Source organism: Janibacter sp. UYMM211 (genome assembly GCF_040547045.1).
GTDB lineage: Bacteria > Actinomycetota > Actinomycetes > Actinomycetales > Dermatophilaceae > Marihabitans > Marihabitans melonis.
Genome location: NZ_JBEPOY010000005.1, coordinates 215,218 through 238,148 on the forward strand (window position 1 = coordinate 215,218; position 22,931 = coordinate 238,148).

The 22,931-nt window shown below is 72.1% G+C and carries 21 protein-coding genes; 14 read left to right on the top strand and 7 right to left on the bottom strand.

Going from position 1 to position 22,931, the window contains the following annotated elements:
• Nucleotides 1-130: 130 nt before the first annotated feature.
• The 4 genes from ABIB53_RS14100 to ABIB53_RS14115 are packed head-to-tail and all read left to right on the top strand — an operon-like array spanning nt 131 to nt 4,808.
• Nucleotides 131-1,252 (top strand): PrpF domain-containing protein, encoded by a 1,122-nt coding sequence (locus tag ABIB53_RS14100; protein WP_354588634.1) that lies wholly within the window; start codon nt 131-133, stop codon nt 1,250-1,252.
• Nucleotides 1,249-2,412, top strand: coding sequence for a Bug family tripartite tricarboxylate transporter substrate binding protein (locus tag ABIB53_RS14105; RefSeq protein ID WP_354588635.1), 1,164 nt, complete (start codon nt 1,249-1,251; stop codon nt 2,410-2,412). Before ABIB53_RS14100 ends, ABIB53_RS14105 begins: the two co-directional genes overlap by 4 nt.
• A gap of 9 nt (nt 2,413-2,421) precedes the next feature.
• Nucleotides 2,422-4,407: a tripartite tricarboxylate transporter permease gene (locus tag ABIB53_RS14110; RefSeq protein ID WP_354588636.1), complete on the top strand. Its 1,986-nt coding sequence runs from the start codon at nt 2,422-2,424 to the stop codon at nt 4,405-4,407.
• A gap of 23 nt (nt 4,408-4,430) precedes the next feature.
• Complete coding sequence (locus tag ABIB53_RS14115) at nt 4,431-4,808, top strand: universal stress protein (RefSeq protein WP_354588637.1); 378 nt, start codon at nt 4,431-4,433, stop codon at nt 4,806-4,808.
• 263 nt (nt 4,809-5,071) lie between these two features.
• On the opposite strand, the gene ABIB53_RS14120 is transcribed toward ABIB53_RS14115, so the two are convergent.
• On the bottom strand, nt 5,072-5,755 hold the full coding sequence (locus ABIB53_RS14120; RefSeq protein ID WP_068271025.1) for a helix-turn-helix domain-containing protein: 684 nt from the start codon (nt 5,753-5,755) through the stop codon (nt 5,072-5,074).
• A complete protein-coding gene (locus tag ABIB53_RS14125) occupies nt 5,752-7,008 on the bottom strand; it encodes a sensor histidine kinase (RefSeq protein ID WP_354588638.1) in 1,257 nt (418 codons plus the stop codon). Before ABIB53_RS14125 ends, ABIB53_RS14120 begins: the two co-directional genes overlap by 4 nt.
• Before the next feature lie 187 nt (nt 7,009-7,195).
• Between ABIB53_RS14125 and ABIB53_RS14130 the strand changes: the two genes are divergently transcribed.
• The 7 genes from ABIB53_RS14130 to pknB all read left to right on the top strand — a co-directional run bounded on the left by ABIB53_RS14130 (nt 7,196) and on the right by pknB (nt 15,619).
• A complete protein-coding gene (locus tag ABIB53_RS14130; protein ID WP_354588639.1) occupies nt 7,196-7,858 on the top strand; it encodes a hypothetical protein in 663 nt (220 codons plus the stop codon).
• Nucleotides 7,859-7,984: 126 nt separating this feature from the next.
• Nucleotides 7,985-8,983, top strand: a complete 999-nt coding sequence (locus ABIB53_RS14135) for an FHA domain-containing protein (RefSeq protein ID WP_354588640.1) — start codon at nt 7,985-7,987, stop codon at nt 8,981-8,983.
• A 79-nt stretch (nt 8,984-9,062) separates the two neighbouring features.
• On the top strand, nt 9,063-9,545 hold the full coding sequence (locus tag ABIB53_RS14140) for an FHA domain-containing protein FhaB/FipA (protein WP_068271019.1): 483 nt from the start codon (nt 9,063-9,065) through the stop codon (nt 9,543-9,545).
• Nucleotides 9,546-9,548: 3 nt separating this feature from the next.
• Nucleotides 9,549-10,793, top strand: a complete 1,245-nt coding sequence (locus tag ABIB53_RS14145; RefSeq protein ID WP_123093211.1) for a Stp1/IreP family PP2C-type Ser/Thr phosphatase — start codon at nt 9,549-9,551, stop codon at nt 10,791-10,793.
• Nucleotides 10,790-12,166, top strand: a complete 1,377-nt coding sequence (locus tag ABIB53_RS14150) for an FtsW/RodA/SpoVE family cell cycle protein (RefSeq protein ID WP_068272308.1) — start codon at nt 10,790-10,792, stop codon at nt 12,164-12,166. The genes ABIB53_RS14145 and ABIB53_RS14150 overlap by 4 nt, the downstream gene beginning before the upstream one ends.
• Nucleotides 12,163-13,617, top strand: coding sequence for a peptidoglycan D,D-transpeptidase FtsI family protein (locus ABIB53_RS14155; protein ID WP_123093212.1), 1,455 nt, complete (start codon nt 12,163-12,165; stop codon nt 13,615-13,617). The genes ABIB53_RS14150 and ABIB53_RS14155 overlap by 4 nt, the downstream gene beginning before the upstream one ends.
• A gap of 67 nt (nt 13,618-13,684) precedes the next feature.
• Entirely contained in the window at nt 13,685-15,619 is a 1,935-nt protein-coding gene (pknB, locus tag ABIB53_RS14160) for a Stk1 family PASTA domain-containing Ser/Thr kinase (protein ID WP_354588641.1), read from the top strand.
• Between the two features lie 13 nt (nt 15,620-15,632).
• Here pknB and ABIB53_RS14165 read toward each other — a convergent pair whose 3' ends face one another.
• From ABIB53_RS14165 to ABIB53_RS14175, 3 genes are read right to left on the bottom strand one after another with little or no spacing between them, the layout of a single operon-like run.
• Entirely contained in the window at nt 15,633-16,700 is a 1,068-nt protein-coding gene (locus tag ABIB53_RS14165; protein ID WP_354588642.1) for a YihY/virulence factor BrkB family protein, read from the bottom strand.
• Between the two features lie 24 nt (nt 16,701-16,724).
• Nucleotides 16,725-17,381, bottom strand: coding sequence for an aminodeoxychorismate/anthranilate synthase component II (locus ABIB53_RS14170; protein WP_354588643.1), 657 nt, complete (start codon nt 17,379-17,381; stop codon nt 16,725-16,727).
• A 19-nt stretch (nt 17,382-17,400) separates the two neighbouring features.
• Nucleotides 17,401-18,189 carry a DUF881 domain-containing protein gene (locus ABIB53_RS14175; protein WP_354588644.1) on the bottom strand — a complete coding sequence of 263 codons (789 nt, stop codon included), beginning with the start codon at nt 18,187-18,189 and terminating at the stop codon, nt 17,401-17,403.
• A gap of 98 nt (nt 18,190-18,287) precedes the next feature.
• On the opposite strand from ABIB53_RS14175, the gene ABIB53_RS14180 reads away from it, so the two are divergent.
• Complete coding sequence (locus tag ABIB53_RS14180; RefSeq protein ID WP_354588645.1) at nt 18,288-18,638, top strand: cell division protein CrgA; 351 nt, start codon at nt 18,288-18,290, stop codon at nt 18,636-18,638.
• Nucleotides 18,639-18,860: 222 nt separating this feature from the next.
• Here the strand turns inward: ABIB53_RS14180 and ABIB53_RS14185 are convergent, their stop codons facing one another.
• Together ABIB53_RS14185 and ABIB53_RS14190 are read right to left on the bottom strand one after the other, a co-directional pair.
• A complete protein-coding gene (locus ABIB53_RS14185; protein ID WP_191564194.1) occupies nt 18,861-19,724 on the bottom strand; it encodes a rhomboid family intramembrane serine protease in 864 nt (287 codons plus the stop codon).
• Nucleotides 19,725-19,748: 24 nt separating this feature from the next.
• Nucleotides 19,749-20,267 (bottom strand): peptidylprolyl isomerase, encoded by a 519-nt coding sequence (locus tag ABIB53_RS14190; protein WP_191564195.1) that lies wholly within the window; start codon nt 20,265-20,267, stop codon nt 19,749-19,751.
• Between the two features lie 145 nt (nt 20,268-20,412).
• Here ABIB53_RS14190 and ABIB53_RS14195 point away from each other — a divergent pair, with 145 nt between their 5' ends.
• Complete coding sequence (locus ABIB53_RS14195) at nt 20,413-21,534, top strand: hypothetical protein (RefSeq protein WP_354588646.1); 1,122 nt, start codon at nt 20,413-20,415, stop codon at nt 21,532-21,534.
• 568 nt (nt 21,535-22,102) lie between these two features.
• A complete protein-coding gene (locus ABIB53_RS14200) occupies nt 22,103-22,903 on the top strand; it encodes a DUF4397 domain-containing protein (RefSeq protein ID WP_123093221.1) in 801 nt (266 codons plus the stop codon).
• The last annotated feature ends 28 nt before the right edge of the window (nt 22,904-22,931 follow it).

The window sequence follows — 22,931 nt, forward strand, 5'->3', positions numbered from 1 at the left end:
CCCCCCTTCGACTCCGCGGTTGAAGCGATGCTTCAGACCCACGCTCGATCTCGCGCTGGTCCTTCAGCCAGATCGCCGTCACTCTCGTCTGCGGCGACCACTCGGTCGCACGAGATGTGAGGAGGCCCGGATGGAGATCCCGGCGACGTGGATGCGCGGAGGGACCAGCAAGTGCTGGGTCTTCCGGCGCGACGACCTCGACGTGCCCGGCATGTCGGTCGACGAGGTGCTCCTGCGCGTGTACGGCAGCCCCGACGTGCGCCAGGTCGACGGCGTCGGCGGCGGCACCTCCACGACGAGCAAGGCGGTCATCCTCTCGGCCTCACAGCGCGAGGGCGTCGACGTCGACTACACCTTCGCTCAGGTCGGCATCGAGGCCGCCACGGTCGACTGGGGCAGCAACTGCGGCAACTGCTCGGCGGTCGTCGCGGCCTTCGCCGTGCGCGAGGGCTGGGTCGCCGCGCAGGACCCGAGCACCGAGGTCCGTGTGCTCAACACGAACACCGACCAGGTCATCGTCCAGGAGCTGAGCACCCCCGGAGGCGTCCTCACCGAGGACCTGACGACCGCGATCCCGGGCGTGCCCTTCCTCGGCTCGCCCGTGCGGATGGGCTTCCTCGACCCGGCCGGCCGCACGACCGGCCGGCTCTTCCCCACCGGTCGCGAGCGCGACCGGCTCCCCGACGGCGAAGGGGGCATCGAGGCCACCCTCGTCGACGCCGGGGCGCCCGTGGTCGCCCTTCGCGCGGCCGACGTCGGTCTCACCGGTCACGACTCGCTCGCCGCCCTCGACGCCGACCCCGCTCTCCTCGGCCGGCTCGACGCGATCCGGCGCGAGGGCGCGGTCGCGATGGGCCTCGTCGCCGACGTCGGCGAGGCCGCCCGCGCCGTGCCGAAGCTCGCGCTCGTCGCCGCACCGCGCGAGGAGGGCTGCGACGTCGACGTCCTCATGCTCTCGATGGGCCGCGCGCACCCCGCCATCCCCATCACCGGCAGCGTCGCGCTCACCCTCGCGTCGCGCCACCCCGGCACCGTCGTCGCGCAGCTGCTCGACGACGAGGAGACCCAGGCCGACCAGCTCGTCATGCGCACCGCCGCGGGCGTCGTCACGACCTACGTCTCCGAGACCGACGGGCAGGTCGTCGTGGGCGCGACCCGCACCTACCGCCGTCTGGCGCAGGGAGTGGTCTTCCTGCCCGACCCGCCCACGAGCACCGCCACGCACCGCATCCTCAAGGGAGAGGAATCATGACCCAGGACAACCTCGTGACACCCGCACGGCCGGAGGACCCGCCGCCGCCGAACCGCCGGACGGCGCTGGCCATCATGGCCGGCTTCGCCGTGGCCGGGGTCGGCGGCACCCTGCTGGGCGGCCGCCTGCTCAACCCGCCGGCCTCGACCGCCGACGGCGACTTCGCCGGCGAGACCGTCGAGTTCCTCATCCCGCTCGCCGAGGGCGGCGGCACCGACACCTGGGCCCGCTTCGTCGGGGCCGAGCTCGTCCACAAGATCCCCGGCGTGCCCGGCTTCGCGCCGGTCAACGAGGCCGGCGGCGAAGGGATCACCGGCACCAACCACTTCGTCAGCTCGGCTCCCCCGGACGGCACCGAGGTCCTCGTGAGCACCGCGACGACCGTCGTCCCGTGGCTGCTCACGCGTCCCGCGGTCCGCTACGACTTCACGAGGCTCCAGCCGATCCTCGCCAACGGCACCGGCGCGGTCGTCTACGCGCGCACCGGCGCCGGTGTCAGCGGCCTGTCCGACCTCGTCGACCGTCCGACCCCGCTGAAGTTCGGCGGCATCACCGCCACCGGGCTCGACCTCACGACGCTGCTCGCCTTCGACCTGCTCGAGATGGACGTCGACGCGACCTTCGGCTTCGAGGGCCGCGGGCCGGTCAACCTCGCCCTCCAGCGCGGCGAGATCGACATCGACTACACGACGACGTCGACCTACGCGTCGGCCGTCGAGCCGATGGAGGAGGCGAAGACGGCCGTCGTGCTCTTCTGCCTCGGTCAGCTCGACGAGTCCGGCGAGGTCGTCCGCGACCCGAACTTCCCCGACACCCCCACGGTCGTCGAGGCCTACGAGGAGCTGCACGGCTCGGCCCCCTCGGGCCCGAAGCTCGACGCCTACAAGACGGTCCTCGGCGTGACGTACACCTACCAGAAGGCCCTCTGGGTCCCCGCCGAGACGCCGAAGGCCGTCGTCGACCTCATGCGCACGTCCTCGCAGGCGCTCGCGCAGGACAAGGACTTCGAGGAGGCCGCCGACAAGGTGCTCGGCGGGTACCCACTCGACGCGGGCGCCGACCTGGCGACCCGCATCCGGGAGGCGTACACGGTCGACGCCTCCGTCCGGGAGCACGTCATCACGCTGCTCTCGAGCTCCTACCACGTGACGGTCGAGTGAGGTCCTGACATGTTCGACGCTGCACTCTCAGCCCTGGGCTCCCTCTCCGAGCCCTCCCTGCTCCTCATGCTCGCCGCCGGTGTCATCGCCGGTCTCGTCATGGGCCTCATCCCCGGTCTCGGCGGCACGGGCGCGGTCGCGATCCTGCTGCCGGTGACCTTCGGGATGGAGCCCGAGCAGGCCTTCGCCCTGCTCATCGGCGCCCTCGCGGTGGTCCACACCTCCGACACCGTCTCCGCGGTCCTCCTCGGCGCACCGGGATCGGCGTCGGCGAGCGTGACGATGCTCGACGGCTACGCCATGGCCCGCAAGGGCGAGGCGAAGCGGGCGCTCTCGCTCGCCTTCCTCTCCTCCATGGCCGGCGGTCTCATCGGCGCGCTCGGCCTCACCCTGGCCATCCCGCTCGCCCGCCCGCTCGTCCTGTCCTTCGCCAGCCCCGAGCTCTTCATGCTCACGGTGCTCGGCGTCTCGCTCGCCGCCGTGCTCTCGCGCGGCAACGTCGTCAAGGGCCTGCTCGCCGGTCTGCTCGGCCTGCTGCTCGGCTTCGTCGGCACCTCGCCGACGACCGCCGAGGAGCGCTTCACCGGCGGCAGCCTCTTCCTCGGCGACGGCCTCTCGCTCGTCGCGGTCGCGCTCGGCATCTTCGGCCTGGCCGAGATCGCCTCGCGCGTCGGCCAGCGCACCGTCGACCGCGACATGGTCAGCCTCGGCGGCGGCTGGATGTCGGGCATCAAGGAGTGGGTCACCCACTGGACCCAGGTCATCCGCGGCTCGCTCATCGGCATCTGGGCCGGCGTCCTGCCCGGCGTCGGCGCGACCGCCGGCACCTGGCTCGCCTACGGCCAGGCCGTCGCGACGGCCAAGGACAAGCGCAAGTTCGGCAAGGGCGACCCCCGCGGCATCGTCGGCCCGGAGAGCGCGAACAACTCCGTCGAGGCCGGCGACCTCATCCCGACGCTGCTCTTCGGCATCCCCGGTGGTGTCCCCTCCGCGATGCTCCTCGGGATGCTGCTCACCTACGGCATCCAGCCGGGGCCGGCGATCGTCACCGAGCACCTCAACCTCATGTACCTCATCGTGTGGTGCTTCGCGATCGCGAGCATCGTCGGCGCCTTCTTGTGCTTCCTGGCCACCCCCGGGCTGGCCAAGCTGACGAAGGTCCCCTTCGCCGTCCTCGGCGCCGGCCTGCTCGTCATCATGCTGCTCGGCGCCTTCCAGGAGGGTGGCCAGATCGGCGACCTGTGGATCATGGTCGCGCTCGGCGCCGCCGGCTGGCTGATGAAGGCCACCGACACCCCCCGCGCGCCCTTCCTCATCGGCTTCGTCCTCGCGATCCCGATGGAGCGCTACTACTACCTCACGGACTCGCTCTACGACGGCGTCGGCTGGCTGACCCGCCCGGGCGTCCTCGTCTTCCTCGCCGTGCTCGTCGGCCCCCTCGTGTGGGGGCTCGTCAAGCGCACGCGTCGCAACCGCGACCAGGCGGCCGACCTCGGCCACCGCGGCGAGGCCGACCTGCGTCACGACGACGACGAGGACACCGAGCAGGGCATGCTCAAGGACTCGCCGTGGTCGCTGGGCTTCGCGGTCCTCACGACGGTCGTCTTCGCGGTCGCCCTCGGGGTCAGCCAGACCTTCTCCCCGGAGGCGCGGCTCATGCCCCAGCTCGTGAGCGCCGGCGGTCTGATCATGGGGCTGGTCCTCGTGTGGGCCGAGCTGCGCACGCGTCGCGACGGGGCGGCCCCTCGCCCCGGGTGGACCCACGACGTGACGATCGCGGTGAGGATGTTCGGCGCGATGGCGCTCTTCCTCGTGCTCGTCATGCTCGGCGGCTACCTCGTCGCGGTGACCCTCTTCGTGCCGGGCTTCCTGCTCTACGTGGCCCGGGCCCGGCCTCGCACCGCGATCATCTACACACTGGTGCTGTGCCTCGTGCTGGCCGCACTGCCCTCGATCCTGCCCGTGGACCTGCCGACCGGTCTGCTGCAGGGCTGACCACCACCTGAGAGGACACGCTCATGACCATCGTCGTCGCCTACGCGGACACCCCACCGGGTCACGCCGCGCTGCGGGCAGCCGCCCGCGAGGCCGTCCTTCGCTCCGAGGAGGTCGTCGTCGTGCCCGCGACCGCGGACCTCGACCCCACGGCCGAGTCGCTGCGGGCCGTGCTCGAGGGGGGCGAGGGGCCGGACGCCACCGGCGTCTCGCTCGAGGTGCGCACCTCGGACCTGCACGACCCGGCCGACGCCGTCATCCAGGTCGCCCAGCAGGTCGAGGCCTCGCTCATCTGCCTCGGTCTGCGCCGCCGCTCCCCCGTCGGCAAGCTCCTCATGGGCAGCACCGCCCAGCGGGTCCTGCTCGACGCGACCTGCCCGGTGCTCGCGGTCAAGCCGTAGCGCGCGGCTGCCGACGCCCCATTCGCCCGACCGGGTGGAGGGGGCGTCGCCGTCCCCGTCCCCCCTCGCCCCCGCTTCGCTCCCTCCCTCTTCGGCCCCGCACCGCTCCCCCTTCGCCGCTCCCCCTTCGCCGAGCACCGCTCGTCGTCCGCGAACCCCGGTCCTTGCCGGCCCGCGACGACCGTCCCTCACGGACCACGAGCGGGGCTCGGCGCATCGGGGGGGTGTGGCGGGGGCGGGCGGGCGAAGGGGGGCGAAGGGGGTCAGCGGGGGCGGGCGGGCGACTCGGGCCAGAACTCGAGCAGGTCACCCGGGCCGAGGCCGAGCGCGCGCTCGATCTCGGCGGGGGTCGTCTGCTGGAGGTGGGTCGAGACGTTCGTCGTGAGATCGCGCCAGTAGCCGCGCAAGGTCGACTCCGACAGGTAGAGCTGGGTGCTCAGCTCGGCGTAGGTGAGCCCGCGGGCGCGACCGGCGAGCACCTGGCGCTGGCGCTGCGAGAGGATCGTCAGGCTCTTGCGGCGCACGAGCACCTCGATGAGCCCGATGATCGCCTGCGGCACGACGACCCGACCGGCCGCCGCGTCGACGAAGGCCTCCTGGGCCTCGGCCGTGGGCGCCGACTTCGAGACGATGCCGGTCGCCCCCGCCGCCATGCACGCCGCGAGCACGAAGCGGCGCTCCTCCTGGCTGTACACGCACACCCGGTAGCCCGCGTCGACGAGCATCCGCACCGCCGCGACGCCCTGGCGCGCCGAGGGCTGCGTGCTGTTGACGAGGTGCAGGTCGAGCACGACGACGTCGGCGACCGGCCGGTCCTCGAGCAGCGTCTCGACCCTCGAGTACTGCCCCACGAAGTCGATCCCCGGCATGAGCGCCGGCATCGACTCGCGGATCACCGTCGCGTCGTCGACGACGAGCGCGCGCACCCGTGGCTGGTCCTGCGTCATCCCTGCTCCACCCCGATCTCCATGGTGCCCATGCGCACCGTCGTCCCGATCCCGGGCTCGGAGTCGATGTCGACCCCGATCCCCCGGCTGGAGAGCTCGCCGACGACGACGTCGCCGAGCCCCACCCCCCTGTCCGTCACCTCGGGGTCGAAGCCGACCCCGTCGTCGTGCACCGAGAGCACCCAGCGAAGGGGGGTCCTCTCACCCGCGCGGGCACCCCCGTCATGCGCGTCGTCGTCTCCCTCGTCCGAGTCGAGGTGGACGACGACGAGCGAGGCCGCCGCGTGCTGGCGCACGTTGAGCAGCACGCTCGCGAGCGCCTGCTCGACCGCCTCGGTGTCCTCGGCGGCCAGGCGCACCTGCGCGCCGAGGTCGAGTGAGGTCTCCAGGCGCAGGTCGACGAAGCGCTCGCACACGGCCTGGACACGACCGGCGAGGGCGACCTCGCCCCGAGCCGGGGTCGCGCCGGGCGTCGGCCCCTGGAGGTAGGCGCGCATCCGGCGCGACTCGACGAGGGCCTGCTGGCGCAGCCGCTCGCGCGTGCTGTCGTCGACGTCGTCGTCGGTGAGCAGGCGCATCACCGCGGCGCCGTTGTGGATCGCCACCCGGGCGCGGTGCTCCTCCTCGCGTCGGCCGAGCTCGGCGGCGAGCGCGCGGGCGTGGTCGGCGTCCTGCGCCAGACGCAGGTTGTAGCCGACGAGCAGGCGCCCGACGATGCCGAGGGCGATGTAGGTGAGCAGGTTGCCCAGGACCGTGCTCGGGTGGGTGCGCGTGCCGTCGGCCATGTACACCGAGGCGGAGGCGACGACGGCGGTCATCGAGCCGAGCCACAGGACGTGGCTGCGCAGGGCGCTCGCGGTGAGCAGCACCCCCAGGGCGTACCCGGGCTGGAAGCCCACCCACGTCCCGACGCGGAAGTCGTCGGGCACGGTGAGCGGCCCGAGGACGAGCAGCATGCAGGCGACGGCGAGGTCGACGGCCGTCCACGCCGTCGACAGCGGTCCGCGGGTGGCGATCATCCGCACGCACACCGCGACGGTCATGACGAGAGCAGCCAGCCACGTGAGCGCGGCGGCCCGCTCGTCGGGAGCCACCCGCAGCGCGGAGGTGAAGGACGGCGCCATCTGCACGAGCGTGCCGACACGCGCGCCCATGACGAGCAGGGCGATGCCCCACAGCGCCCCGGCCTGAGTCGTCGGCAGCGAGTCCGGCCACCACCACCGGCGGCTCGGGGCAGGGCTGTCGTCGGTCACGCGTCGATGATCCCCGACGGATCACCCCAGGTCACCCCGCGAAAAGCGCGGAGCCCGCCTCCCGAGCGCGAATCCCGGTGTCAGGTCTGCGATTTCGTGGGGTGTTGCGACGCCGAGGGGTCGACGACACTGGCAGCGGTGTGCACCGCTGCAGGGGGCGGTGCACCCATCTACCGAGAGGCAGCCCGTGCAGATCCGCACCGTCACCGCGACCGCCGCCGTCGCCGTCCTGCTCACCGCGTGCGGGGGTGGCGAGTCCGGGAGCGGCACGACGCAGTCCGCCAGCACGTCGAGCAGCACGAGCGAGAGCACGCCGTCCGAGAGCAGCGCGTCCGAGTCGGAGAGCCCCGAGAGCTCCGAGACAGAGAGCTCCGGGACCGAGGCCTCCGAGAGCGATTCGGGATCGGCCGGCGGCGAGATGGAGGAGGTCGAGGTCGGCGAGAGCGTCGAGGACCCCGAGCTCGGCAACACCGTCGAGGTGACGAAGATCGTGCGCGACTTCGCCTCGGAGGACTTCGCCAACATCGCCGAGGACGGCGGCGAGATCGTCCTCGTCGAGATCGACGCGAAGGCCGGCGACGAGTTCAGCGGCGGCGTCAACGGCCCCTTCAAGCTCCGCGCCGACGGCACCGACTCCTCCTCGACGAGCATCGTCGACGACGAGCTCGAGGCCGCGGGCATGACCCCCTTCGACGGCCCGAGCCGTGGCGAGGAGGCCACGGGCTGGCTCGCCTTCCAGGTCAACACCCGCGCGGACTCCTACGAGTTCGTCTACACCCGCCTCGCGGCGAAGGTCATCGGCTCCGACAAGACCTTCCCCAAGGAGGAGTGGACCATCGAGCTCCCGTGAGCGAGCGGTGACGAAGGGGGACCACCGTGAGGTGGTCCCCCTTCGCCCGTCCCAGGCTGCGCCCAGGCTGGTGGTTAGGATCGATGACGCACCCAGCCCGCACGCAGACGAAGGGAGGGCCTCGGCATGAGTCTCTTCGAGCGCATGGAGCGCAAGCTCGAGCGCACGGTCAACGGCGTCTTCGCCAAGGCCTTCCGCTCCGAGGTCCAGCCCCTCGAGCTGGCCTCCGCCGTCCGGCGCGCCATGGACGACCGCGCGACCCTCATCGGGCGCGGCCGCACCGCGGTGCCCAACCTCTTCACCATCGAGCTCTCGCCCGGTGACTACGACCGGCTCACGGAGTACGACGAGGAGCTCGAGGACGAGCTCATCGCCGCGGCCCAGGAGCACGCCGAGACCCAGCGCTACCGCCCCGGCGGGCCGCTGCAGGTGATCTTCGAGTCCGACGACGAGCTCGAGACGGGTGTCTTCCGGGTGCGCCCGGCGACCGCCCGGCAGCGCGTCGAGGACCCCTCGGCGGTGCGGGAGTACCGCGAGGAGTACGTCGAGACCGAGGGCGAGGACTACGACGAGTACTCCGCGCCCGTGCCGCAGGGCCGGGCCCAGGCCCCGGCCGCGCCCACCCCGGCGCCCGCCCGGGGGCCGGCCGCGCCCTCGGCCGACGAGTGGTGGGACGACGACGTCGAGGACGACGAGTGGGAGGTGCCGACCTCCGCCCGCGGTGCAGCCGCCGCCCCTGCGCCGGCTCCCGTGCCAGCACCCCAGCCCCGCACCCCCGAGCCCCGCGCCCCGGAGCCCGCTCGTGCGGCCGCCCGCCGGCCGCGGGTGCAGGACCTGCCCTGGCTCGAGGTCGACGGCGAGCGCTACCCGCTCATGAGCGCGATGACCGTGCTCGGCCGCGACGAGAGCGCCGACGTCGTCCTCGACGACCCGGGCATCTCACGCCGCCACGCCGAGGTCCGCGTCACGAACGACGGACCGCACCAGGTCGCCCACCTGCGCGACCTCGGCAGCACCAACGGCTCGTACGTCAACGGCGAGCAGGTCGACGCCTGCCCCCTCCACGACGGCGACCGCATCACCGTCGGGCGCACGAGCGTGATCTTCCGGCTGGCACGTCGCTGAGGTTCGACGACTACCCTGCCCACCTGCGGCCACCCGCGCCGTGACCATACCGTCCGACGCGACACCCGAGAGGAGCCCCATGAGCGAGCTGACCGTCACCGTGCTGCGCCTCGGCCTGCTCATCCTGCTGTGGGCCTTCGTCCTCTCCCTCGCGGGCGTGCTGCGCTCCGACCTCTACGGCACGCGCGTCATCGCACGCCAGGGCTCGGCCTCGAGCCGGCGCTCGCGCAAGGAGAAGCGGGCGGCCGACACCCCGCGCCGCAACCCCCGCACCCCGACCCACCTCGTCATCACCGGCGGCGCCCTCGCCGGCACCTCGCTGCCGCTGCGCGACAAGGGCGTGCTCATCGGGCGCAACCCCGAGTGCACCCTCGTCCTCGACGACGACTTCGCCTCAGGGCGTCACGCCCGGATCATCCGCGGTGACGACAGCTGGTACGTCGAGGACCTCGGCAGCACCAACGGCACCTTCATCGGCGAGTTCCGCGTCGGCGAGGCGGTGCCCGTCGAGGCCGGCACGACCGTGCGCATCGGCAAGACCCGCCTCGAGCTGCGGAGCTGACGCATGGCCATCGGACTGAGGTACGCAGCGCGCTCCGACGTCGGGCTGGTCCGCTCGGACAACCAGGACTCGGGCTACGCCGGGCCCCACCTGCTCGTCGTCGCCGACGGCATGGGCGGGCACGCCGGGGGCGACATCGCGAGCGCCACGGTGATCACCGAGCTCGTCGAGCTCGACCACGACTCGCTCGGCGCGTCCGAGGCGAGCGCCCAGCTCGGCAAGGCCATCCGCCGGGCCAACCGCGAGATCGCGCGCATCGCCGAGGAGCGCAAGGAGCTCTCGGGCATGGGCACGACGACGACCGCGCTCATGCGGGCTCGCAACAAGCTCATCCTCGCCCACATCGGCGACTCCCGCGCCTACCTCCTGCGCGACGGCACCGTCACCCAGATCACGACGGACCACTCCTTCGTCCAGACCCTCATCGACGAGGGCCGGATCACCGAGGAGGAGGCCTCGACCCACCCCCAGCGCTCGGTCGTCACCCGCGTCCTCACCGGCGACGAGGACGACGACCCGGACGTCGGCGCCCGCGAGGCCCGTCTCGGCGACCGCTACCTGCTGTGCTCTGACGGCCTGTCCGGCTTCGTCGCCCGCGACACCATCGCCGAGCAGCTCTCCTCGGGGCGCACCCCCGCCGAGACCGCCGACGACCTCGTCGCCCTCGCCCTGCGCGCGGGCGCACCCGACAACGTCACCGTCATCGTCGCCGACGTCGTCGACAGCGCCGACGGGACCCCGCCCTCGACCCAGCCGCAGGTCGTCGGGTCGGCCTCGATGCGCTCGAGCTCGACGCGCGCCATCCCGACCACCCCGGCCGAGAAGGCTGCCGCCCTCGTGCGGCCCGAGACCCCCGAGCCCGACCTCGAGCTCGCCGAGGAGGGCTCGACCCGGCGGGGCCGCTGGCTGCGACGGGTCGCCGCGCTCGGCGTCGTCGCGCTCGTCCTCGGTGCGATCCTGTACGGCGCGTGGGCCTGGACGCAGCAGCAGTACTACATCGCCGGTCAGGACGGCCGCGTGACGATCTACCGCGGCATCGCCTCCGACCTCGGCCCGATCCCGCTGTCCTCCGCGGTCGAGCAGACCGACGTCATGCTCTCCGACCTGCCCGACTTCTACCGCAGCAGCATCGAGGAGAGCGTGAGCGTCGACTCCGAGCGCGACGCCCAGAAGAAGGTCGACGACCTGCGCGTCGCCGCGAAGCGGTGCGCCGAGCTGCGCAGCGAGGGCGAGCCGTGCGGTCGCTGAAGACGATCACGACGATCGCCCCGAAGCGCGGCCGCAACGTCGAGCTGCTGCTCGTCGCGCTCGCGATCGGCGTCGTCGTCCTCGCGTACATCAACGTCGAGGTGGCGGCCAACGGCTCCGTGCCGCCGGACCTGCTGGCCCACACCGGCATGCTCGCGGCCATCGCGCTCGTCTTCCACGTCGTGCTGCGCTGGCGCGCGTCGTACGCCGACCCGCTCGTGCTGCCGATCCTCACCCTGCTCAACGGCATCGGCCTGGTGATGATCCACCGCCTCGACCTGGCTGCCGGCCGGGACTTCAGCGAGGGCTACGCCCTCAAGCAGCTGCAGTGGACGGCGCTGGGCGTGGCCCTCGCCCTCACCGTGCTCGTCGCCCTGCGCGACCACCGCGTCCTGCGCCGCTACACCTACACCGCCGGCCTGCTCGGCCTCGTGCTGCTCCTGCTGCCGCTGCTGCCGATCATCGGTCACGACGTCTACGGCGCGAACATCTGGATCAAGATCGGGCCCTTCACCTTCCAGCCCGCCGAGGTCGCGAAGATCTGCTTCGCCGTCTTCTTCGCCGGGTACCTCGTGCAGACCCGTGACGTGCTCGCCCTCGCCGGGCGCAAGGTCCTCGGGCTCACCCTGCCGCGCGGCCGTGACCTCGGGCCGATCCTCGTCGCCTGGGTCGCCTCGGTCCTCGTCCTCGTCCTCGAGACCGACCTCGGCACCTCGCTGCTCCTCTTCGGCCTCTTCGTCTCGATGCTCTACGTCGCGACCGAGCGGGTGAGCTGGATCGCGATCGGCCTGAGCCTGGCGGCCTTCGGCGCCTTCGTCGCCTACCGCCTCTTCCCCCACCTGCAGACGCGCGTCCTGTGCTGGGTCGACCCCTTCAGCGAGGAGGGCACCCGCCAGTGCGGCCAGCTCGTGAGCGGCCTGATGGGGCTCTCCGCGGGCGGGCTGCTCGGCACGGGGCTCGGTCGCGGGCGGCCGTGGTCGACGCCGCTGCCGGAGACCGACTTCATCTTCAACAGCCTCGGCGAGGAGCTCGGGCTCGTCGGCATCATGGCGATCATCGCCCTGTACGCGATCCTCGTCGAGCGCGGCCTGCGCTCGGCCATCGGCCTGCGTGACGGCTTCGGCAAGCTGCTCGCGACGGGTCTGGCCTTCACCGTCGCGCTCCAGGTCTTCGTCGTCGTCGGCGGGGTCACCCGGGTCATCCCGCTCACCGGTCTCACCCTCCCCTTCGTCGCGTACGGCGGGTCCTCGCTCCTCGCGAACTGGACCCTCGCCGCGATCCTCCTGCGCATCAGCGACCACGCGCGCCGTCCCGAGCCCGAGCTGGACCCGGCGTCGATGGACGCCCCGACCGAGGTGGTGAGCACCCGATGAACGAGCCCATCCGACGCCTCTCGATGCTCGCGGCGCTGCTCTTCACCGCGCTGCTCGTCTCCTCGACCTGGCTCCAGGTCGTCGGGGCCGAGGCGATCAACGACCGCCCGGACAACCGCCGCACCGCGCTGAAGAACTACGGCCAGGAGCGCGGCCAGATCCTCCTCGGCGGTCAGCCGATCGCCCGCTCGGTACCCTCCGACGACGAGCTGCAGTGGCAGCGCGTCTACGCCTCGCCCGAGACCTACGCGCACATCACCGGCTACTACTCCTTCGAGTACGGCGCCGGCGGCGGGCTCGAGGGCGCCGCGAACTCCCTGCTCAGCGGCACCGACGACACGCTCTTCTACGGCCGGGTCTCCGACATCCTCTCCGGCAAGGCCTCGAAGGGGGCCTCGCTCGAGCTGACCATCGACCCGCAGGCCCAGCGGGCCGCGAAGGAGGCGCTCGGAGACCAGCGCGGCGCCGTCGTCGCCATGGACCCGCGGACCGGGGCGATCCTCGCGATGTACTCCTCGCCGACGTACAGCCCGACCCCGCTCGTCAGCCACGAGCAGGGCACGGCGGCCAAGGCGTGGGAGAGCCTCAACGCCGACTCCTCCCGCCCCCTGGTCAACCGCGCGATCGGCGGCAACCTCTACCCGCCGGGGTCGGTCTTCAAGGTCGTCACCGCGGCCGCTGCCATCGAGTCCGGTGACTACGACGAGAGCTCGTCGATCCCCGGGCCCGCGGTCCTCGACCTGCCCCAGACCGACGTCGGCCTGCCCAACAGCCACCCCGGCGCGTGCGGCCCGAACGACCGCGTCACCCTCGCCGTGGCGATGCAGGACTCGTGCAACACCGCCTTCGGCTGGCTGGGCATGGAGCTCGGCGGCGACACCGTCGGCGACCAGGCGAGCAAGTTCGGCTTCGGCGACAAGCTCGAGATCCCCATGGACGTCACACCCTCCACCTTCCCCACCGGGCTCAACCCGCCGCAGGAGGCGCAGTCGGCCATCGGCCAGTACGACGTGCGCGTCACGCCCCTGCAGGTCGCGATGATGAGCTCCGCGGTCGCCAACGACGGGGTCGTCATGCGGCCCTACGTCGTCGAGCGGGTGCAGGGCGACGACCTCTCGGTCATCTCCGACACCAAGCCCGAGCAGCTCTCGCGGGCGATCGACCCGGAGACCGCCACCGAGCTCACCGACATGATGAAGCTCGTCGTCGAGCGCGGCACCGGCACCCAGGCCGCGGTCCCCGGCACGAGCGTCGCCGGCAAGACCGGGACCGCCGAGCACGCCGAGGGCGCGGCCCCGCACGCGTGGTTCACCGGCTTCGCCCCGGCGGACAACCCCAAGGTCGCGGTCGCGGTCGTCGTCGAGGACGGCGGCCGGGCGGGCAACGAGGCGTACGGCGGCTCGGTCGCCGGACCGATCAGCGCTGCGGTGATGAAGGCGGTGCTCGAGTGAGCAGCGGACCCCTGACCAGGTCAGACGTCGTGTCGGCCACAATGGCGGCACAGGAAGAGAGGACGTCGTGACGACAAGCACCCCCCGGCTGCTCGGAGGACGGTACGAGCTCGGCGAGCTCATCGGCCGAGGCGGCATGGCCGAGGTCCACCGTGGCTACGACACCCGTCTCGGACGACCCGTGGCGGTGAAGATCCTGCGCAGCGACCACGCGCGGGACACCTCCTTCCTCCACCGCTTCCGCCGCGAGGCCCAGTCGGTCGCCGGGCTCAACCACCGCTCGATCGTCGCGGTCTACGACTCCGGCGAGGACCGCACGACCGAGTCCGGCGGCGCCGGCCTGTCCGTGCCGTACATCGTCATGGAGCTCGTCGAGGGCCAGACCCTGCGCGAGGTCCTCAACGACCAGGGCCCGCTCGCGCCCGCCGAGGCCGCACGGATCTGCGAGGGCGTCCTCGACGCGCTGTCCTACAGCCACCGCATGGGCATCGTCCACCGCGACATCAAGCCCGGCAACGTCATGCTCACCGCCGACGGCACGGTCAAGGTCATGGACTTCGGCATCGCCCGCGCGGTCGCCGACACCCAGGCGACGATGACGCAGACCGCGGCGGTCATCGGCACGGCGCAGTACGTCTCGCCCGAGCAGGCCCGGGGCGAGACCGTCGACAACCGCAGTGACGTCTACTCCGTCGGCTGCCTGCTCTTCGAGCTCATGACCGGCACGACGCCCTACACCGGCGAGCCGATCAGCCTCACCTACCAGCACGTCAACGCGCCGATCCCGCTGCCGAGCTCGCTCGAGCCCACGGTCTCGAGCGACCTCGACGCCGTCGTCGCCGCCGCGCTCACCAAGGACCGCGACGAGCGCTACCAGGACGCCTCGGACATGGCCGACGACCTGCGCGCCGTCCGCGCCGGCCGTCCGGTCAGCGAGCTCGCGCAGGGTGCCCTCGCGGCCGTCGCGGGCGCCGGCGCGCTCGAGGCCGACCCCACGGTCGCCCTCGCCGCGGCCGCCCCGGCGCAGCACCTCGGTGACACCTCGACCTTCCGTCCGATCCAGGACCCGCCCACCCCGCTCGAGCCCGAGCGTCGCCGGCGCGGTGGCCTGGGCTGGCTCCTGGCGCTCCTGCTCCTCATCCCCGTCGCCGCCCTCGGGTGGTACGTCTGGGACTCCAACCAGCCGCCGGAGATCGTCCGGGTCGCCGCGCCGCAGCTCGTCGGGCTCGACGAGGACGCGGCGGAGGCGAAGCTCACCGACCTCGGTCTCGACGGTGATCGGTCCGAGGCCAACAACGCGGCCCCCGAGGGCGAGGTCTTCGAGCAGAGCGTGCCCGAGGGCGAGATGGTCGACGAGGGGTCGACGATCGCCTACACCGTGTCGCAGGGCCCGGAGCAGGCCACCGTGCCCCAGGTCGTCGGCCAGAGCCGCGCGGATGCCGAGAAGGCGATCCGCGATGCCGGCCTGGAGGTCGGCGACGTCACCTTCGAGGACAGCAACGAGCAGAAGAAGAACCGCGTCATCTCGGTGAGCCCCGGGCAGTCCGAGCAGGTCGAGGCCGGCAGCACCGTCGACCTCGTCGTCGCGAGCGGTGACGTCAAGCTCGAGGACTACGTCGGCCAGCAGATCGAGCAGGTCCGTCCCGACATCTACGCGCTGGGGCTGAAGACCCGCGAGGTCACCGTCCCCTCGGACGAGCCGGCCGGCCAGATCCTCAGCCAGGACCCGCAGGGCGGCGGCACGATCGCCCAGGGCCGCACCATCCGCCTCGAGATCGCGGGCCCCCAGGACAAGACGGAGACGACGACGGTCACCCCGCCGCCGCCCTCCACCTCCGAGACGACTCCTCCGGAGACGAGCGACCCGAGCACGACGAGCCCGCCGGAGACGACGACGGACCCGAGCGACGGCGAGGAGGGCGACCAGGGCAACCAGACCCCGGGCGGCCCGGCCAGCCCGTCGACGCCGAACCCGCGCTCGACGACGGCGCAGACGCCGTAGCCGGACCCGCCCGTCAGGATGCGGTCGAAGGGGGAGCCTCGGCTCCCCCTTCGTCGTCCTCCGGGACCTCGGGGCGGGGTCGCTCGAAGCTCACGGAGATCTTCTCGAAGCCCTTGAGCCGCTGCGCCCGGGCCTGCCCGCGGTAGGCGCGGCGGTCGGCGTCGGTGAGCTCGACGTCGTCGGTGAAGATCGTGAGGAGCGCACGCGGCCACAGCCGCTCGGCGAGCACGACGTTGATCTCGACGCACAGCAGGATGACCACGGCGTTGCTGTAGATGAAGATCAGCAGGCCGAGGACGATCGCGAAGACCGAGCTGACGTTGCTCGCGCGGCTGACGACCGTGCCGACGTAGAGCACGCCGACGTTCTGCAGCAGCAGGAAGAGGATCGAGGCGATGACCGCGCCCGGCAGCACCTGGCGCGGCGTGGGGGCGCGGGTCGTCGAGATGATGAAGAGGAAGGTGAAGACGCCGGCGTTGAGCACGACCGACCCGAGGTCGACCGCCAGGCTCTGCCAGGCACCGACGACGAGCCTGTTCGCCACCTGCGTGAGCACGCTCGTCGCGACGACCGCCAGCCCCGCGGTGAGGATGATCATCAGGCCGCGGGCGCGCGAGACGAAGGGGTTGGGCCGCGAGTTGCGCGGGACCATCCACGCGGTGTTCATCGCGTACTGGAGGGCCTGGGCCACGCCGAGCCCGCCGTAGATCGCGGCGACCGAGCCGATGATGACGCCGAGCGTGCCGCCGCCGAGCGTGCCGGTCTGGCGCAGCTCGTCTCCGACGATGGGGAACTCCGACAGCGCGGAGTCGAGGATGCGCTGCTGCCACTGCGGGTGCCCCTCGAGGACGATGCCGAGCAGGGTCGACAGGAGCAGCAGCAGGGGGAAGAGCGAGAGGAAGCCGTAGTAGGTGATGAGCGCGGCGAGGTACCCGCCGAAGTCGTCGAAGAACTTGTAGACGACGGCGATCGGCATGCCGATGACCGGGTGCTTGCGCTGGAAGCGGTCGACCGGGCCGACCCGTCGCCGCTCGTCCTCTCCCCCGCCCTGCCCGCTGTCGCTGCCCTGCTGCGTCGTCACCCCCGCGCTCACGGTCGGTGCGCCCTAGCCCGCGGCGACCATGCGGGCGACGCCCTCGGCGTCGCGCACGAGGGGGCTCAGCCCCTCGGAGCGGGCGACCGCGCCGTCGTCGCCGAGCAGCTCGAGCCAGTTGGCGAGGATCCGGTGACCGCCCTGGGTGAGGACGGACTCGGGGTGGAACTGCACGCCGTGCAGGGGCAGGTCGCGGTGGTGCGCGGCCATGACGATGCCGCTCGCGGTGCGCCCGTTGGGCACGAGGGTGTCCGGGATCGTCTCGGGCTCGATCGTCAGCGAGTGGTAGCGGGTGGCCGTGAAGGGCGCGGGCAGCCCGGCGAGGACGCCGGTGCCGTCGTGCTCGACCTGGCTGGTCTTGCCGTGGAGCAGCTCGGGCGCGCGACCGACGGTTGCGCCGCACACGACGCCGAGGGCCTGGTGGCCCAGGCACACGCCGAGCATCGGCTGGGCGCGCTCGGCGCAGGCCTCGATCATCGCCATCGAGACGCCGGCCTGCTCGGGGGTACCGGGCCCCGGCGAGACGAGCACGCCGTCGAAGTCGGCGCCGTCGGCGGGGCTCACGGCGTCGTTGCGCACGACGGTCGTCTGCGCGCCGAGCTGCTGGAGGTAGCCGACGATGGTGAAGACGAAGCTGTCGTAGTTGTCGACGACGAGGACGGTGCTCACACGTGCAGTATGCCTGCGATCAGCGCGCAGCCCGGGCGTGTGCCAGCTGGCTCTGCCCGGCGTAGGCGGGCAGTGTCGTCTCGTCGCTCGACGTCACCTCGTAGCCCAGACCGATCTGGTCGACGTACTCGCGGTAGATGCTCACCGTCGGGTCCTCGTCGAGCGAGGCCTGCAGGGCGTCGCGGTCGCCGATCGCGGTGATGACGAAGGGGGGCGAGTACACCCGGCCCTGGAGGATGAGGGTGTTGCCGACGCAGCGCACGGCGCTCGTGGAGATGATCCGCTGGTCCTGGATCATCATCGCCTCGGCCCCGCCGCGCCACAGCGCGTTGACCACGCCCTGCACGTCCTGCTGGTGCACGACGACGTCGTCGACGTCGAAGCCCTCGGGGATCTGGTCGGCGTCCAGCGGCGCGTCGTCGAGGCTCACCGAGACCGAGGGCCCGCGGACCTCCTCGAAGCCGGCCTTCGGCGCGGCGTTGGCCGTGTCGCGGCTGATCCGGTCGATCTCCTGGTTGCCCGGCGAGCGCTCCTTCGTCAGCGCGGTGACGGTCGTGCGCAGCTCCTCGGCGCGCCGGGCCTTCACGGCGTTGTCGTGGGTGCGCTCACGGATGAGCGCGGGCAGCGTCGTCACCTCGGAGCGCAGGTCTCCGCCGCGCGCGGTCGTGCCGGAGACCGAGAAGAGCAGCCCGGCGCACAGGGCGATGACGGGCACTCCCGCCGACCACCGGGTGGGCCGGTGGTCGAGGTACCAGCGCACCAGACGACGCGGTCCGTGCGGACGGCTCGGGGCCTCGTGCTCCCCCATGGCGGGCACCTCCCTTCGTCACCGGTGCTCAGACCTCTACGCTAAGGCACTGACCCGGCGCGTCCGCGCGCCTCCCCGTGACGAGGAGCACTGACGACGTGGCGCCGTCGAAGAAGAACGAGGACGAGCTCGAGCAGACCGAGAAGGTCGCGAGCACCGGCACGAGCGCGGGCAAGCGCTCGGGCGACCCCCGGCGCCGTGCGGAGGCGGAGGCGGAGGCCGACAAGCCCGTCAAGGCCAAGCGCGAGAAGGTCAAGGCGCAGAAGATCGGCAACCCCAGCTGGTACGTGCCGGTGATGCTCGGCCTGATGATCCTCGGGCTCATCTGGGTGGTCACCTTCTACATCACCCAGCAGGAGTACCCCGTCGCCGCGTGGGGCCAGTGGAACCTCGGCGCCGGCTTCGCGCTGATGATGGCCGGCTTCGTCATGACGACCCGCTGGAAGTAGCCCCGGCACACCTGATCGTCTCGTCTGGCCCTCTCTAGCCCTCGCGCTAGAGGGGGCCAGATGCGTTCATCGAGGCCTCGAGACGCCACGGTCACACACAGGCCTGTGGACAACTCAGACCGGCCTGTGTGTGGATATCGGGGTTTGTCCACAGGCTTGTGCACACCTGGGGATGAATGACACGCGTGTAAGACGGGCGAAGGGGGCCCGCGGTCACCGGTGTCAGGCGATGGGGATGACGACGGCGGGCGCGAGGATGACGTACTTGACGACGAAGAGCGCGATCGTCAGGCCAGCGACGGCGCCGAGGGTGCCCCACGCGATGGCCGGTGCGCGGCGCTGACGGGCGAGCGCGAAGCCGGCCGCGATGGCGGCACCGGCGACGAGCCCGCCGAGGTGGGCCTGCCAGGCGACGTTGGGGATGACGAAACCGAGGACGGCGTTGATGGCGATCGTGCCGACCATCGCCGAGGAGTCACGGCCGAGGTGGCGCTGCAGCACGACGAGCGCCCCGAAGAGGCCGAAGACCGCGCCCGAGGCACCGACGACGCCCTGGGTGGAGCCGACCGGCTGGAAGAGCAGGTAGGTCACCGAGCCAGCGAGCGCAGAGACGAGGTAGAGCCCGAGGAAGCGGGCGCGCCCGAGCAGGCCCTCGAGGTAGGGCCCGACGAACCACAGCGCCATCATGTTGAAGACGATGTGGAAGATCTGCGAGGGCGAGTGCAGGAAGGCCGAGGTCAGCAGGCGCCACGGCTGGTCGACGGCGAGGAAGGCCGCCAGGGCCCCTTCGCCGTAGACCTGCGGGGTCGCGAGCTCGCCGAGGTAGACGAGCACGCAGATCGCGACGATCGCCCGGGTGAGGTAGGGGGTGTCGCTGCGCGAGGCCCGGCCGCCGAGCGGCGTGAGCGTCGGTCGGTCGGCGCGGGCGGCCTCGCGCACGCAGTCGACGCACTGCACGCCGACCGCTGCGGGGCGCTGGCAGTCCGAGCACGCCGGCCTGCCGCACCGCTGGCAGCGGACGTAGCTGACCCGGTCAGGGTGACGGGGGCAGGTCGGCGGGGGCCCGGAGATGGGCTGCTCGGACATGCGCAGCGCGAAGGGGGAGAGCCGTCAGTCGACGATCTCGACGGACTCCATGACGACCGGCTCGGCCGGCTTGTCGTTGGCGCCCGTACGGACCGCGGCGATCTTGTCGACGACCTCGCGGCTCGGGCCGTCGGCGACCTCGCCGAAGACCGTGTGCTTGCCGTAGAGGAACTGCGTCGGCGCGACGGTGATGAAGAACTGGCTGCCGTTGGTGCCCTTGCCCATGCGCTTGCCGGCGTTGGCCATGGCGAGCTGGTAGGGCTTGTCGAAGGTGTGCTCGGGGTGGGGCTCGTCGTCGAAGGTGTAGCCCGGGCCGCCGAAGCCCTCGCCGAGGGGGTCGCCGCCCTGGATCATGAAGCCGGAGATGATCCGGTGGAAGACCAGGCCGTCGTAGAAGGGCGTCGGGTTGGTGCGGCCCGCGTCGTCCTTGTACTCCTTCGTCCCCTTCGCGAGGCCGACGAAGCTGTCGACGGTCTTCGGAGCGACGTCCGGGAAGAGCTCGATGGTGATGTCGCCGTGGTTGGTGTGGAGGATCGCCTGCATGTGGCGAGTTTGGCACAGCGACCCGTGCGTGCGGTGAGAGCCCCGGATTCCCTGGACGCCGACGGCATATCGCCAGGCGATCCGGGGCAGGATGGGTCGCAAGCACCACGCACGAAGCACCACCCACGACATTCGAGGAGGACCGGTGTTCCGCACGGAGAGCAAGGTCGAGAAGGGCCGCGTCGCCGCCCACGAGGGCGCCGAGTCGGGTGTGGCCAAGATCCACACCCTCATCGACAAGGTCGCCGAGGGCGCCGAGACCGGCTCGGACCGGGCGGCCGGGCTCGGCGCAGCAGCGAGCGCGAAGAGCGCCGACCTGCGCGCCCAGGCCGCCGACGCGAGCAAGGACGTCCGCAAGGACGCGAAGAAGACCGGCAAGCAGCTGCGCAAGGACGCCTCGAAGAGCACCAAGCAGCTGCGCAAGGACGCGAAGAAGGCCGGCAAGCGTGCCGGTGACGGCGCCCAGGACCTGCGCGACACGATCGTCGACGACGTCCTGCCGAAGGTCGTCGCCACCGCGACGGGCCTGGCCGCCACCGGCGCCGCGACGACGAAGTCGGTCGCGGACGAGGCGGGCAAGCGCGCTCCCGAGGCCTTCCACGCGCTCAAGGACGACCACGACACCCACGCCGCGCTCGCCGCGATCAAGGGCGAGACCCGCCGCTCGGGCCGCAGCTGGAAGGTCCTGCTGCTGGCGCTCGTCGCCGGTGGTGTCGCCTTCTACGTCGCGAAGAAGCAGCAGAAGCCGAAGAAGGACCCGTGGGCCGTGCCCGCCGGTGATCCGTACAAGGCCCCCGACACCGGGCGCGCCTCGAGCGTCACCCCGGCCGCCCCGGTGACCGACGGCGCCGCGGCGACGAGCCAGACGCCGATCGCCGACGAGGTCGTCGCGGACGAGGTCGTCTCGACCGACGACGTGCCGGTCGCGGGCTCCGCGGCCCCCTCGCTCGACGCCGGTGACGGCCCCGTCCTCGGCGAGGGCGACACGACCCACGCCGCGATGACCGGCCACCCGGACGGCGTCAGCGACCAGGGCGCGTCCTCGACGAGCACCTCGGCGTCCACGGGCTCGGGCGACACCGGTCTCGGCGAGACCCGTCCGCTGTCCAACGAGGAGATCGACGAGCTCGCCTCCGACGACCCGACCCAGGCCCACGTCGGTTCTCCCGACGAGACCGCTCAGACCAACGGCGAGGGCGGCGACGCCTGGAGCAGCGCCCGCGACTGGGCCGACGACGGCCAGAACCCCGACGACAAGCGGGGCTGACCCAGCACGACCCATGACGAAGGGGTGGGTCACGGCATCAGCCGTGACCACCCCTTCGTCGTGTCCTGGGTGGGTTGAGATACGAGCGCCAGCCGCGTTGATGGTCGAGGTCCGAGCGCCAGCCCCCTTTGCTGGTCGAGGTGCGAGCGCCAGCCCCCGTTGATGGTCGAGGTGCGAGCGCCAGCCCCCGTTGATGGTCGAGGTGCGAGCGCCAGCGAGCCTCGAGACCACCACCGCCGGGTCTCTAGGGATGCCCCCCATCGCTGGTCGAGGTGCGAGCGCCAGTCCTGTCCTGAGGTGCGACGAAGGAGCCTCGAAGGGGAGCCTCGAGACCACATCACCAGGTCTCGAGGCTCAGGCCCTGGCGGGCCTTCGCACCTCGACCACCAGTGGCTCGCTGGTCGCGAGCCTCGAGACCACCACCTCACGACCCCAGATCGAAAAAACTTCAAAAAAGTCTTCGGAGCTGCATCCGACAATGCCTCCCCGCGGGAAGTACGAGATGACAGGACGCACACGGCGTCCTCGCCTAGGGAGAGGAAACCCAATGTCCGCAACCACTCGCGCCATGGGAGTTACCGCAGCGATGGCCCTCGTCGGGCTCTCGGCCGCCGCGCCGGCGCACGCCGCCGACGACGCGCACGTCTCGATCCTCCACGCCGTGCCCGGCGCCACCGTCGACGTCTACGTCAACGGCGACGCCCTGCTCACCGACTTCAAGCCCGGCACCCTCACCGACCCGCAGGCCCTGCCCGAGGGTCAGTACGACCTCAAGGTGACCGCCGCGGGCGCCGGTGCCGACGGCGACGCCATCGTCGAGGCCAACGACGTCGACGTCCCCGCCGGTGCGAACATCACCGTCGTCGCCCACCTCGACGCCGACGACCAGCCGGCGCTCACCCCCTTCGTCAACGACACCAGCGCGATCGACGCCGGCAAGGCCCGCCTCACGGTGCGCCACACGGCCGCCGCCCCCGCGGTGGACGTCCGGGCGAACGAGGAGGTCGTCTTCTCGAACCTCACCAACCCCAACGAGGAGAGCGCTGACGTCGCGGCCGGCACGGTCTCGGCGGACGTCGTCCTCGCGGGCACGGACACCGTGGCGATCGGCCCGGCGGACCTCAACCTCGGTGAGGGCACGAACACCATCGTCTACGCGTGGGGCAGCGCGAAGGACAAGAACCTCAAGCTGGCCACCCAGTCGATCTCGGGCATGCACTCCTCCCCCAACGGGGTCCCGAGCGGTTCGGGCGGCCAGGTCGCGGCGGCTGACGAGACCGGTCGCTACGCGATGGCCACCCTGGGCGCACTCGCGGCCGGCGGTCTGGTCTTCTTCGCGGGTCGCCGCAAGTCCCGGGTCCAGGCCTGATCCTGATGACCCGGGCGCGGCACCCACG

Excerpts from the sequence above, each read along its gene's own strand:
- ABIB53_RS14100 (WP_354588634.1), top strand. The coding sequence starts at position 131 with ATGGAGATCCCGGCGACGTGGATGCGCGGAGGGACCAGCAAGTGCTGG.
- ABIB53_RS14105 (WP_354588635.1), top strand. The coding sequence starts at position 1,249 with ATGACCCAGGACAACCTCGTGACACCCGCACGGCCGGAGGACCCGCCG.
- ABIB53_RS14175 (WP_354588644.1), bottom strand. The coding sequence starts at position 18,189 with ATGGGGGAGCACGAGGCCCCGAGCCGTCCGCACGGACCGCGTCGTCTG.
- ABIB53_RS14110 (WP_354588636.1), top strand. The coding sequence starts at position 2,422 with ATGTTCGACGCTGCACTCTCAGCCCTGGGCTCCCTCTCCGAGCCCTCC.
- ABIB53_RS14200 (WP_123093221.1), top strand. The coding sequence starts at position 22,103 with ATGGGAGTTACCGCAGCGATGGCCCTCGTCGGGCTCTCGGCCGCCGCG.
- ABIB53_RS14145 (WP_123093211.1), top strand. The coding sequence starts at position 9,549 with ATGGCCATCGGACTGAGGTACGCAGCGCGCTCCGACGTCGGGCTGGTC.
- ABIB53_RS14135 (WP_354588640.1), top strand. The coding sequence starts at position 7,985 with ATGAGTCTCTTCGAGCGCATGGAGCGCAAGCTCGAGCGCACGGTCAAC.
- ABIB53_RS14185 (WP_191564194.1), bottom strand. The coding sequence starts at position 19,724 with ATGTCCGAGCAGCCCATCTCCGGGCCCCCGCCGACCTGCCCCCGTCAC.
- ABIB53_RS14190 (WP_191564195.1), bottom strand. The coding sequence starts at position 20,267 with ATGCAGGCGATCCTCCACACCAACCACGGCGACATCACCATCGAGCTC.
- ABIB53_RS14140 (WP_068271019.1), top strand. The coding sequence starts at position 9,063 with ATGAGCGAGCTGACCGTCACCGTGCTGCGCCTCGGCCTGCTCATCCTG.
- ABIB53_RS14120 (WP_068271025.1), bottom strand. The coding sequence starts at position 5,755 with ATGACGCAGGACCAGCCACGGGTGCGCGCGCTCGTCGTCGACGACGCG.
- ABIB53_RS14155 (WP_123093212.1), top strand. The coding sequence starts at position 12,163 with ATGAACGAGCCCATCCGACGCCTCTCGATGCTCGCGGCGCTGCTCTTC.
- ABIB53_RS14115 (WP_354588637.1), top strand. The coding sequence starts at position 4,431 with ATGACCATCGTCGTCGCCTACGCGGACACCCCACCGGGTCACGCCGCG.